This is a genomic window from Micromonospora sp. NPDC047793 (genome assembly GCF_040642635.1).
GTDB lineage: Bacteria > Actinomycetota > Actinomycetes > Mycobacteriales > Micromonosporaceae > Micromonospora.
Genome location: NZ_JBEYSG010000010.1, coordinates 137033 through 149805, shown reverse-complemented (window position 1 = coordinate 149805; position 12773 = coordinate 137033). Strand labels below are relative to the sequence as shown.

Genomic DNA, 12773 nt, shown 5'->3' with positions numbered 1-12773 from the left:
CGGTGGGCACCACGACGATCGCGCGTCCGGGCGCCGGCCGCCGGACACCACGACCTGAGCACCGCGTCAGTGTCAAGTAGAGAGCCTGGTTCATGGTTGACAAAGACAACATCGAGTCCATCTCCGGCCTGGCCGCGATGCAGAAGGGCATGCTCTTCAGCCACGCCGTGGACACCGGCTCGGACGCCTATGTGGAGCAGTTCGACTTCGTGATCTCAGGCGAGGTCGACGTCGCGCACCTGCGGACGGCGCTGGCGGGTGTGTCACGCACCTACAGCGTCCTGCGGACGATCTTCTCGTACCGCAACACCGACCAGCCGTACCAGATCGTGTTGAAGGAGTGGGCGCCGCAGCTCGACGTCCTCGACTACCGGGACCGGGGCGACCAGGACCGGGACGTCGAGGAGTTCAAGGTCGCCGACCGCGCGAAGGGTTTCGACCTCAGCGCGGACGTCCTGCTGCGGGCGACCCTGATCCGGCTGGGCGACCGCCGCTGGCGTCTCGTGTTCACGTTCCACCACATCATCCTGGACGGCTGGTCGCTCAGCCCGCTGTTCGGGACGCTGATGGGCTACTACGAGGAACTGACCCGCTCCGGCGCGTACCAGCCGCAGCTCGAGGCGATGCCGTACCGCGACTACGTCGCCTGGTACGAGCGGCAGCACGACGAGGACGCCCGACGGTACTGGGCGGAGGCGCTGGAGGGCTACGAGAACGAGGCGGTCCTGCCGGCGAGCCCCCGTCCCGGCGGCTACCGTGGCGTGACCCACCGGTTCACGCTCCCCGCCGAGCTGCACGACGAGCTGAAACTCTTCGGACAGAAGGCCGGGGTGACCCAGAGCGCCGTCTTCCAGGCGGCCTGGGGTGTCGTGCTGCAGAAGTTCACCTACGCCGACGACGTCGTCTTCGGCAGCGTGGTGTCCGGGCGCGGCATCGAGATGGCCGGCGTCGGTGACGCGGTGGGGTTGTTCTGCAACACGCAGCCGGTCCGGGTGACGACCACGCAGGACCAGCACTTCACCGGCCTGTGCCGGGACGTCCAGCAGTCGTACCTGCGGGCGAGCGCCTTCGAGCACTACGCGTTGCACGAGATCCAGGGCCTCACCCCGCTGCGGAACCGGCTTCTCAACCACGTCGTGGCCTTCGAGAACTACCCGCTGTCGGAGCAGTTGCGTGACTTCGCCGGCGACAGCGGCGAGGGGCTCGCGTTCGACGGGGTGGAGGTTTTCGAGCGGACGAGCTACGACCTGCACATCGTGGTCAACCCCGGCGCCGACTTCGCGATCACGTTCGTCTACAACGAGAACGCCTACGCGCCGGAGTTGATCCGGTCGCTGGAGCGCTGTCTGCTGAACGTCTTCACCGCGGCGGTGCGCAACCCGCGGGCGCGGGTCGCGGACATCGCCCTGTGGGAGAGCGGTGCGGTGGATGCCCCGGCGCTGGGGAGTCCTCGTTCGCGCATGTTGGACTCGTCGGTGGTGGACGTGTTCGCCGAGCGTGCCGCGACCCACGCCGGGAGGACCGCGCTGGTGTGGCGGGGCAGGGAGCTCAGCTACGCGGAGGTGGACCGCTGGTCCGATGCCGTGGCCTGGGAGCTGAGGAGCCGTGGTGTGGCGCCGGGCGCGGGGGTCGGCGTGCTCGCGGACCGCCGTCCGGAACTGATCGTGGCGATCCTCGGCCTGTTGAAGAACGGGAACTTCTACGTCCCGATCGACACCAAGGACGCCAAGCCCAGGATCGAGTACGTCGTCGCCGACGCGGGCGTACGCGACCTGTGCACGGTGGCGGAGTTCGCCGACCGGGTGCCGGCGGGGGCCCGAGCGCTGCTCGTCGAGGAGCCGGCCGGGGAGGTGCCCCCGTTTCCCGGTCGGCGCGACCTGAACGGCGCCACCGCGTACCTGATGTACACGTCGGGCTCCACCGGCAACCCCAAGGGCTGCAAGATCACGCACCGCAACATCATGCGTCTCTTCGCGGACCAGGAGTTCTTCGACTTCGACGACCGTCAGGTCCTGATGTTCACCGGATCGCCCGCCTTCGACGCCAGCACCTTCGAGATCTGGGGGACGATGCTGTTCGGCGCGACCCTCGTACTCGCCGACGAGCTGGACGTGCTCGACGGTGACCTGATGCGCGAGGCGATCAAGCGCAACGAGGTGACCGCCATGTGGCTCACCGCGCCGCTCTTCAACCAGCTGTGCGACTACGACCCGGCGATCTTCGACCGGCTGGGGCACCTCGTCGTCGGCGGCAGCGCGTTGTCGGTCCAGCACCTCGCGAAGGTCCGCGGCGTCTGCCCGGGCCTGCGGATCACCAACGGCTACGGTCCCACCGAGAACACGACGTTCTCCACGACGTACCAGGTCCGCGACGAGGATCTCCGCCGCGAGCGGATCCCCATCGGCCGTGCGCTGGCGCACTCCTCTGCCCACGTCCTGGACCGCGGCCTCAACCCGCTGCCGCCCGGCGCGATCGGCGAGCTGTGCGTGGGAGGTGACGGCGTGTCGACCGGTTACCACAACCGGCCGGACCTCGACCGGGTCGCCTTCGTCACGGTGCCGGCGTTGTCCGGCCGGCGTCTCTATCGCACCGGTGACCTCGTGCGGGAGTTGCCCGATGGGTCGCTGGACTATCTCGGACGAGCGGACGACCAGGTCAAGATCAGCGGCTTCCGGGTCGAGTTGGGCGAGGTCGAGAGCCTGCTCCGGTCCGTCGAGCATGTCGAGGACGCCGCCGTGATCTGCGTCGAGGTGGACGGCGAGAAGAGCCTGCGCGGCTACTACGTCGCCGGTGCGCGGATCGCACCGGAGGTGGTGCGGCAGGGCATGGCGCAGCAGGCCGCCCCGTACATGATCCCCGCCGGGCTGGTGCAGCTCGACCGGATTCCGTTGACCAAGAACGGCAAGGTCGACCGTACCCGGCTGGCGCAGATCCGCCCCGAGCCGGAGTCCCGCCCCGAGGCACCGGACCTCGGACCGGTCTCCGACGTGACGCGGATCCTCTTCGAGATCATCTCGGACCTCGTCCCGGTCGAGACGATCGACGTGAACCGCAACTTCTTCGATCTCGGGATCAACTCGCTCAACCTGTTGACCATCAACAACCGGCTGCGCAAGGCGCTGGACCGGAACGTACCCCTGGTGCAGCTCTTCCAGCACACCTCCATCGCCTCCCTCGCCGCCTATCTCGACGGCGCGGACAGCGCCGACGAACCGGCCACCCCCACCGACGACGCCGACGCCGAGGACGCCTTCGCCGAGCAGGACGAGGAGCACGCTTTCGCTGCCAGCGCGCTGCTGCGCGAGATCGCGGACGAGTTCGCCGAGGAACTCGCCGCCGAGCTTGAAGAGGAGCGCTGACCATGCCGCAGAGCAAGGCCGTCACGCGTCGTGACACCGGCCTGGAGATCGCCGTCGTCGGCATGGCCGGCCGGTTCCCGCAGGCCGAGGACATCGACCGGTTCTGGGCGAACCTGGTCGAGGGCGTCGATGCCATCTCCCGCTTCACCGATGACGAGCTCGTCGGGGTGGGCGTGGCCAGGGCAGCGCTCGCCGACGAGAAGTACGTCCGGGCCAAGGGTGTGTTCCCGAACATCGAGTACTTCGACGCGGAGTTCTTCAACTACGCCCCGGCCGACGCCACCCTGCTCGACCCCCAGGTCCGTGCCCTGCACGAGGAGGTCTTCCACGCCCTGGAGGACGCGGGCTACTCGGCGGAGGGTCGGCCCGAGGCCATCGGGCTGTTCCTCGGTGCCACCAACAACCTCCCCTGGGAGACGCACACCCTGACCAGCCACATCCTGGAATCCGGGATGACGTTCACCGGCATGCAGCTCAACGACAAGGATTTCGCCGCCACCCGGATCGCCTACGCCCTGGACCTGAAGGGACCGGCGTTCACGCTGCACACGGCGTGCTCGACCTCGTTGGTCGCCATCGACATGGCGTGCCGCAACCTGTGGACCGGGTCGTGTCAGATCGCGCTCGCGGGTGGGAGCGGGCTGACGCTGCCGCACAAGAACGGGTATCGCTACCAGGAGAACATGATCCACTCGCCGGACGGCCACTGCCGGCCGTTCGACCGGGACGCGGCCGGCACCGTCGAGGGCAACGGCGTCGGTGTCGTGGTGCTCAAGCGCCTGGAGAACGCCCTCCGCGACGGCGACCACGTCTACGCGGTGATCAAGGGCTCGGCGGTCAACAACGACGGCAGCCGCAAGGTCGGCTACACCGCGCCGAGCATCGAGGGACAGGCCGAGGTCATCCGCAAGGCCTATCGTGTCGCCAACGTCCGCCCCGCCGAGGTGTCCTACATCGAGACGCACGGCACCGGCACCTCGCTCGGCGACCCGATCGAGGTCGAGGCGCTGCGCAAGGCGTTCGGCACGGGTGCGCCGGGCACGACCGGGCTCGGCTCGCTCAAGGCGAGCATCGGCCACCTCGACACGGGCGCCGGTGTCGCCTCCCTGATCAAGACGTGCAAGATCCTGCAACACCGGACCGTGCCGCGCAGCCTGCACTTCCAGGAGCTGAATCCGAACGTCGACCTCGACGGCAGCCCGTTCTACGTCGTCGCGGAGAAGCAGGAGCTGCTGCCGAAGCGGTCGAAGACCGACGAGGTGCTGCCCTTGCGCGCGGGCGTGAGCTCGTTCGGTATCGGCGGCACCAACGCGCACGTGGTGCTGGAGGAGGCACCCGGGGCGAGGCCGGTCTCGGGCAAGGGGCGGGCGTACAACACGTTCGTCGTCTCGGCGACGTCCGCGCAGGCCATCGGGCGGATCAAGCGGAACTTCGTCGACCACCTGGCCGCGTACCCGGATATCGACGGCTCGGACCTGGCCTGGACCCTCCAGAACCGCCAGCGCCGCCTGGCCTTCCGGTACGCCGTGGAGTTCGGGAACGTCGAGGAGCTGCGCGAGCGGATCCAGGAGTCCCTGGACACCGAGGAACCACCCGCGCAGGTCCACAAGAACGCGCGTCGCGACGTCTACTTCCTCTTCAGCGGTCTCGGCGCGCAGCACCTGCGGATGGCCCGTGGCCTCTACGAGACCGAACCCGACTTCCGGACGCACCTGGACGAGTGCTTCACGATCAGCGCGGACCAGGGCAACGATCTGCCCCGCGAGGTCTTCTTCGGCGACTCCCCGGCGGCGGAGAAGCAGCTGAACAACATCGGGACCACCCAGATCCTGTTGTTCATGCTGGAGGCGTCGATGGCCCGGACGCTGATCGGGTGGGGCCTCAAGCCGAAGGGGATGATCGGGCACAGCACCGGTGAGCTGGCGGCGGCGTACGTGGCGGGCGTGTTCTCGCTGGAGGACGGCATCCGTCTGGTCCACGCCCGGGGCAGCCTGATGGACACGACGGTCGAGGGCGCGTTGACCTCGGTGCGGGCGTCCGAGGACGTGGTCCGGGGCATGCTGACCGACGAGTTGGCCATCGCCGCGGTGAACGGCCCGGAGGACTGCACCGTCTCCGGCACCCCGGCGGCGATCGCCGAGGTCGAACGGCAGTGCGCGGAGCGGGAGATCAGGTTCTCGCACATCGAGGCCGACCACGCCTACCACTCGCAGTACATGGACTCCATGCTCGTCCGGTTCCGTGAGGTGCTGGAGCAGGTGACCCTGCACCAGCCGAAGATCGCGTACCTGTCGAACGTGACCGGAACGTGGATCACGGCGACGCAGGCGACCGACCGTGAGTACTACTGTTCGCACGCCCGGGAGACGGTCCGGTTCGCTGCCGGCGTGGAGGCGATCCTGGAGCGGGGCGGCACCCTGTTCGTCGAGGTCGGACCCGGCAAGGCGCTGTCCTCCTTCGTGCGCGCCATCGCCCGGGACACCGAGGTCACCACGGTGAACATGCTGCGTCACCGGATGGAGGAGATCGGGGACGAGGAGCACCTGGCCCGTGCGGTCAGGAAGCTCTGGGAGAACGGAGTCTCACTGGACTGGACGACGTTCCACAGTGGTCGCTCGCCGCGTAAGGTGACGCTGCCGTTGTACCCGTTCGAGAAGGTCGAGTATCCGGTCGACATAGAGCAGTTTCAGCGGCTGGTCGAGGGCGAGACCGACGGCGGCCTGCGCGTCGCGACCGTCAAGTCCACCCGGCGGGCCGTCACCGGCGCCGTCACCGCGACCGGGCCGGCACCGGCCGCACAGCTTGCCTGGTCACGATCCGTGCGTCCGTCCTCGACCGGGAAAGAGCAGCCGAAGGTCCTGATCGTCCTCACCGACGACCGCCGTGGGATCAGGCGCGTACTGGACGAGGTCGCGCACTGGCGGACGCTCTACGTCTCGTTCGGCGCGCAGTACCGGTTCGACCGGCAGTCCGGCGCGGTGATCCGCCCCGGCCACGACGACGACCTCACGCGACTGCTCGACGACCTGGAACGGCACGCCCTGGCCGGTGACACGGTCGTGGTGGACCGCACGGAGTACGCGTCCCTGGTGACGACGCTGCGCGGCCTCTGCGCGGCCATCCCCGAGATGCGGGAGCGCTGCGTGAAGGACGTCGTGGTGCTGGACACCGCCGGCTTCCTGGGCACGCGCGGTGACCTCGTGCCACTGCTCATCGGTGTCAACCACGAACATCCGACGTTCCGGGTCCGGGCCGTGCGGTGCGACGCGCCCCTCGACGACCGGGCCGGACGCGCCGCGTGGCGCGAGCATCTCCAGACGGAGTTGGAGGCGCACCGGCCCGACGACGTCGCGGTCCGCTACGAGCGGGATCGGCGACTCGTGCCCCGGATGGTCCCGCTGGACGGTGCCGACGCGGCGGCCGGGCGGCCGACCAGGACGGTGGTCCTCACGCGCCGCGGTGACGTCGAGGACGTGGTGCGCGACCTGGCCGGGGTGAATCCCGCCCGGACCGTCGAGGTCCTGCCGTTCGACCTAGGCGCGGACCCGGCGGAGACCCGGGTCGGCGTGGTGGACGAGCGGATCACGGTGCTGCCCGTGGTCACCGGGACCACCGGGGAGGAGCTGGCCGGCAGGCTCTCGACCGGGTTGCGGGCGCTGCCCGCCGTGGACGAGGTCGTCCTCTGGGACACGCCCCGCCGCGACGGCGTCACCGACGGTCTCGACCAGCGTCGGCTGCTCGACCTGCTGACCGAGGTGGCCCGGGACCGGCGGATCCCGTGCCACGTCCTGTCCCGCCCGGGTCTGGACCGGGACGGGTGGGACCGGGAGGTCACCACCTGGTTCGCGGACAACGAGCGCGACGCCGCCGAGGTGGGCGTCACCCGGCTCTACTCGTTCGCCGAGCTGTGTGCGGCCGACCGCTCGATCCTGGACCTGTTGCCCAGGATGCGCGAGGCCGGTATCCGCACGGCCTACCACGGTGTGGACCTCCTGCGGGCGCAGGCGGCGGCCAAGCTGGTCGATGCCGAGGTGGAGCCCGGGCGGGCCGACGCGCGGCAGGCGATCGCGGCGATGATCGAGCGCGAGATCCGGACGCTGCTCGGCTTCAGCGAGATCAGCGACCGCGCGGACATCTTCGACATCGGCCTGGACTCGGTGAAGCTGGTGCAGTTCACCAACGCCCTGGACCGCAACGGCTACAAGATCCTCGCCAAGGAGGTCTACAACCACCCGACGGTCGCCGGCCTCGCCGCGTTCCTCGAGCGGACGGCGAAGGGCGGCGGAGCGGAGGACATGTCCTTCGACGGCCTCGCCGCGCTCCTGGAACAGCGCCTCGGCGCACCGTGTGCCTTCCGTGAGGTGAAGTCGGGTCGTGACGAGGACACGCTGGTCGTGCTCGGCGTGGCGGGTCTGGACGACGCGCTGAAGACTCGGCTGGTCCGGGAGTTCAACGAGCTGCGGGTGCCGCCCGAATTCCTGCCGCACTACGTGGTGCGGGGTGGCCCGGAGGAACTCGACACGGGCCTGGACTTCGAGGCGTTGAAGGCGCGTGCGGGCCTGCCGTCGTACCCGGGCGGCTACGCCGCGGTCTTCGAGGAGATCGACCGTCGGCAGGAGGAGCTGCGCAGCTCCATCGGCGCCCGGCCGGTGAAGTGGACGTACCCGATCAGCGCGATGCAGAAGCAGCACTTCGCCACCGAGTCCCGCCTCCAGCTCTACCTGATCCAGTTCCGTGAGCTCATCGACCTCGACGTGCTCCAGCAGGCGCTGTGCGACGTGATCGGGCGGCACGGGCTCATGCGCAGCTTCCTGACCCGGTCGTTCGGGCGGTTCCGGTGGAAGGAGTTCGAGGCCCCCGAGGCCATCGCGCTGCCCCGCCTGGACATGTCCGGCCTGGAGCCGCACGAGCAGGAGGAGTTGCGGGCGGAGCTCGTCAAGCGCGAGTGGAGCATGGACTTCAAGGTCGTCGACAAGCCGATGTACCAGGTCGTCCTGATCACGTACAACGACAGCTCGCACGACCTGCTCTTCCAGTTCGACCACTCGATCTTCGATGCGGCGTCCGGCCAGTTGTTCCGGGGTGACCTGCTCAAGCGCTACGAGGAGCTGGCCGCCGGCACGAGTCGGGCGATGCCGATCGCCAAGAGCTACCGGCACCTGCAGGACCAGATCGCCAAGGGTCCGGTCGACATCACCTCGGACGAGCTGATCGAGAAGTTCGACCTGGTGGAGTACGTCCGGTACGCGAAGACCATCCAGGACAGATCGGCCCGGTACGCGGACAGCCAGATCCGGGACGTCCGTTACTCGGTCGACCTGGACCGGCTGCGGGCCGCCGACGGCACCGAGCCGGACCTGTTCTATGTGGTCGTGCACCTCTACGCCCGACTCGTCAGCCGCCTGCTCGGCATCGACAAGGTGGCGTTGATCATGCTGCTCCAGTCGCGTGTCTTCGAGGACAAGGACTACTCCGAGGTGATGGGCATGGTCCTCGGCAGCCTCCCCGTGCTGGTGCCGGCGGAGCGCGACACGATGCAGGACCTCGACGGGATCATCACCGACAAGGTTCGGATGATGAACAAGAACAACGTGAGCTTTCTGAACCTCGTGCAGAACGTCCGGTCGATTTTCAAGCATCGGAAAGTGCTGTCCGTGATGGGTAAGACGCTCCGACCGACCTGCTTGTTGAACTTTGTCGGAAATGTCGAGGATGAATACGACGCGATCTGGGACATGACCCTGGCGCAACTGACGGACGATCAGGCCAAATTGGACTATGCGGACTGCTACTGTGTCTCGAAGGTGGGCAACGGGCGCCTGGATCTGCTTGTCCTGAGCAAGTGGGTCGACGACCCGCGTGACCTGGTCCGTGTGCTGGATGACGAAGTCGAGTATCTGACCAGCGGCATTTCCGCTGGGTGAAGTGTTGATTGTCGAAGGAGGGTGATAATGGCTGTAATCGAACTGGACCACGTTACGAAGACGTACAAATCAAGGGGTCGTCGAACGGTCGCCAACGACGACGTGAGCCTGCGCGTCGACGAGGGCGAGGTGTTCGGCCTGTTCGGCCACAACGGCGCGGGCAAGACGACGATCGTGAACCAGCTGCTCGGCCTGTTGAAGCCCGACTCGGGCTCGATCGTGATCGACGGCAAGGACATCACGAAGAACCGGAACCTGGGGCGCTACCTGTGCTCGGTGCAGCCCCAGTCCAAGACCCCGCTCGGTGAGCTGACGCCGCGTTCGGTCACCCGGGTCATGGGTCAGCTCCGGGGGATCAGCGCCGCCGAGGTGGACCGCCGCACGACCGAGCTGTTCGAGAAGCTCGACATCATGCAGTGGGCGGACGTGCAGGGCACCAAGCTCTCCGGCGGGGTCCTGCGCCTCACCGGGTTCTGCATGGCCGCCGTCGCGCCGGGTCGCGCGGTGATCCTGGACGAGCCGACCAACGACGTCGACCCGGTCCGGCGGCGGTTCCTCTGGAGCGCGATCCGCGACCTGACCAACGACGGCACGGCCGTCGTGGTGGTGACGCACAGCATCCGGGAGGCCGAGAGCGCTGTCGACACCATGGCGATCCTCGACGAGGGCAAGGTGCTCACGCAGGGCAACGTCCGCCGGATCAAGGGCGAGACGGCCGGCAACCGGATGAAGCTGGAAGCGGTCGCCCTCGTGCCCAAGGACCGCTTCGTACGGCCCGCGTGGAGCGAGAGCCTGAAGGTCTCGGCCGCGGAACTGACCCTCACCTTCGAGCGCGAACTCGCTGCCGAGGCCCTGAAGTGGGCCGCCGAGCAGCGTGACGGCGGCCTGCTGGCGGAGTACTCCCTCACGGAGATCACCCTCGAAGACATGTACATCGAACTCGTCGGCAACAAGGGAGCGGTCGCAGGTGTCCACCGGTAGCAAACTCAAGTACGTGATCGAACTCCAGGCCCGGAAGCAGGGCAGCTACCTGGTCGTCTTCTCGATCATCATGACCGTGATCGCCCTCGGCGTGGCGATCGGCTTCTCCTACCTGATGTCGTCGCCGGACGGCAGCGGCATGCTCTACCTCGCGACCGGCGCACCGACCATCGTGCTGATCATGACGGCTCTGGTCACCGTGCCGATGCAGAACGCGGGCGCGAAGATGACCGGCTACATCGACTTCGTCAAGGCGCTGCCGGTCAGCCGCAAGCTGTTCCTGATCGCCGATGTCGGGATCTGGGCCATGGTCACCATCCCGGCCATCGCCATCTCGGTCTTCGTCGCGCACCTGATCTTCGCGCCCGGTTACGCGATCTCGTGGAACATCATCCCGTCCTTCGTGCTCATGGTGCTGTCCTGCTTCGCCATCGGCTACGGATACTCGTTCGTCATCCCGGCCGAGCCCGCCATGGCCCTGTCGCAGCTGATCGCGTTCACCTCGCTGATGTTCTCGCCGATCAACTTCCCGATCGAACGGCTGCCCGGCTGGGTCCAGGCGGTGCACGAGGTGCTGCCGATCTACCACATGGCGGAGGTGATGCGGGCGTCGCTGGCCCACACGACGTTCGAGGCACGGCCGATCAGTTACATCATCCTCGGCGTGTGGACGGTCGTCGGGTTCTTCGGCGCCGCGAGGTTCCTGGAAAGGGCCTGACCGAGTCGGTCGGCGACACGGCCACGCGGTGTCACGGACGTGGCCGTGTCGTTGCTCCGTGGCGATCCGGGTGAACCGCTCGACAGCTAGACAGAGAGAGTGCCAGTGAGCATCGTGGAAAAACTCCCGCTCGTGTGCTTCCCGCACGCGGGTTCGGGAACGTTGTACTACAGCAAGTGGAAGTTCGCGCTCAGCGACGGGATCGACTTCCGGGTCGTCCAGTACCCGCTGCGGGAACAACGGGCCAACACCCCGATGCCGGCGTCGTTGCCCCTGCTCGCCCGGGACATCTTCACCGAGCTGGTCGACTCCTTCCGCGGGACGTACGCCATCTGGGGACACAGCATGGGCAGCATCATCGGCTACGAGGTGGCCAAGCTGTGCCAGCAACGCCTGGACGACCCGCCGTTGATGTTCTTCACCTCCGGGTCGGCCGCGCCGTGCGACCGGGGCTTCACCTCGGTGTCCGACCTGGACACCCAGGAGGGCATCAGGCGGGTGTTGCGCGAGTACGGCGGGCTCAGCGAGGAGAACCTCGCCGACCCGGACTTCATGAACTTCTTCGCGCCGATCATCGGGGGCGACCTGAGACTGCTCGGCGGCTACCAGGACCTGGCCTTCGCGCAGTTGCAGTGCCCGATCGTGGTGATGAAGGGCCGTGACGACCGGGTCGTCACCGACCAGTGGCAGCGGTACACCGAGTTCCCCGTGGAGACCACCGAGTTCGACGGCGGGCACTTCTTCGTCGAGGAGCGAAGGCCGGAGGTCGCCGCGTTCATGGAGTCGAAGATCCAGCTGATGTGGCAGCGGAAGAGGGCCTCGGTCAGCTGACAGGAGCCGGGGCGCCCGGCCGTACCCACGCGTCGGCCGGCCGCCCCATACGGCAGCGCACACCCCATCGACCGCCCCACGCCTCCCGACCTCGCCGGTCGGCCGGCATCACGCAGGCGGTGCGAACGCGCAGAACTCGTTGCCCTCCGGATCGGCCAGCACCCACCAGCTCACCGTGTCGTCCGGTTCCCGCAGCAGGCTCGCCCCGGCGGCGATCAGCGCGGACGGCTCGGGATCGACGAGATCGACATCCCAGTGCAGCCGGTTCTTGACCGACTTGCCTTCCGGCACGGTGTCGAAGATCCAGAAGTCCCACGGGAACCCGCCGGCACCGACGATCTTCGCGTACCCCTCGTCGCTGGGGTGTACCTCGCCGCCGACGACGCCGGACCACCAGGCGGCCTGCGCGGCCGCGTCGGCGGAGTCGACCACCAGCTCGAACGGCCCGGGAACGACATCCTCACCGGGCGGGACGGCACAGAACTCGTTGCCCTCCGGGTCGGCCAGCACCCACCAGTCGATCTCCGAGTCGGGCTCGCGGACGATCCGCGCCCCGGCCGCCAGCAGCGCCGTCGGCTGCGGCTCGGCCAACCACAGATCAAGGTGTACGCGGGTCTTGACGCTTCGTGGCTCGGGCACCCGGTTGATCCAGATCGACTCGGCCGAGGAGCGCCCAGCCGGCGGATCGACCCTCCCGTCGCCGTCCCCGGTGTCGACCAGGCTTCCGCCGAGCACCCCGGCCCAGAACCCGCCGAGAGCGTTCGCGTCAGTGGCGTCGAGACAGAGATCCTTGAAGCGCGCGAGCATGCCGCCGATCCTGCCCCCAACCCCGCCCGCCCGCACCCCGCCCCGCCGCACCGTCCTCGCCGTCCCGACCCCGCCGTGCTCGCCGTCCCGGGCCCCGATTCGCCGATCATGGAGTTGTGGTCGCCGAGAAAAGGGCTTTTCCGGGCGTACCGG

The 12773-nt window shown here is 68.2% G+C and carries 6 protein-coding genes; 5 read left to right on the top strand and 1 reads right to left on the bottom strand.

Annotated elements, in window-relative coordinates:
- The first annotated feature begins 92 nt into the window (after positions 1 to 92).
- The 5 genes from ABZ738_RS21010 to ABZ738_RS20990 all read left to right on the top strand — a co-directional run bounded on the left by ABZ738_RS21010 (position 93) and on the right by ABZ738_RS20990 (position 11813).
- Positions 93 to 3359, top strand: a complete 3267-nt coding sequence (locus tag ABZ738_RS21010; RefSeq protein ID WP_357215549.1) for an amino acid adenylation domain-containing protein — start codon at positions 93 to 95, stop codon at positions 3357 to 3359.
- A gap of 2 nt (positions 3360 to 3361) precedes the next feature.
- On the top strand, positions 3362 to 9283 hold the full coding sequence (locus ABZ738_RS21005; protein WP_357215546.1) for a beta-ketoacyl synthase N-terminal-like domain-containing protein: 5922 nt from the start codon (positions 3362 to 3364) through the stop codon (positions 9281 to 9283).
- Positions 9284 to 9310: 27 nt separating this feature from the next.
- Positions 9311 to 10264 carry an ABC transporter ATP-binding protein gene (locus tag ABZ738_RS21000; protein WP_176094555.1) on the top strand — a complete coding sequence of 318 codons (954 nt, stop codon included), beginning with the start codon at positions 9311 to 9313 and terminating at the stop codon, positions 10262 to 10264.
- Complete coding sequence (locus ABZ738_RS20995; protein WP_131051683.1) at positions 10251 to 10982, top strand: ABC transporter permease; 732 nt, start codon at positions 10251 to 10253, stop codon at positions 10980 to 10982. The genes ABZ738_RS21000 and ABZ738_RS20995 overlap by 14 nt, the downstream gene beginning before the upstream one ends.
- A gap of 105 nt (positions 10983 to 11087) precedes the next feature.
- Entirely contained in the window at positions 11088 to 11813 is a 726-nt protein-coding gene (locus ABZ738_RS20990) for an alpha/beta fold hydrolase (RefSeq protein WP_357215541.1), read from the top strand.
- Positions 11814 to 11921: 108 nt separating this feature from the next.
- On the opposite strand, the gene ABZ738_RS20985 is transcribed toward ABZ738_RS20990, so the two are convergent.
- Entirely contained in the window at positions 11922 to 12620 is a 699-nt protein-coding gene (locus ABZ738_RS20985) for a VOC family protein (protein ID WP_357215539.1), read from the bottom strand.
- Between the last annotated feature and the right edge of the window lie 153 nt (positions 12621 to 12773).

Bases quoted from the DNA above. Each gene is read 5' to 3' on its own strand.
- ABZ738_RS21010 (WP_357215549.1), top strand. From the start codon at position 93: ATGGTTGACAAAGACAACATCGAGTCCATCTCCGGCCTGGCCGCGATG.
- ABZ738_RS21005 (WP_357215546.1), top strand. From the start codon at position 3,362: ATGCCGCAGAGCAAGGCCGTCACGCGTCGTGACACCGGCCTGGAGATC.
- ABZ738_RS21000 (WP_176094555.1), top strand. From the start codon at position 9,311: ATGGCTGTAATCGAACTGGACCACGTTACGAAGACGTACAAATCAAGG.
- ABZ738_RS20985 (WP_357215539.1), bottom strand. From the start codon at position 12,620: ATGCTCGCGCGCTTCAAGGATCTCTGTCTCGACGCCACTGACGCGAAC.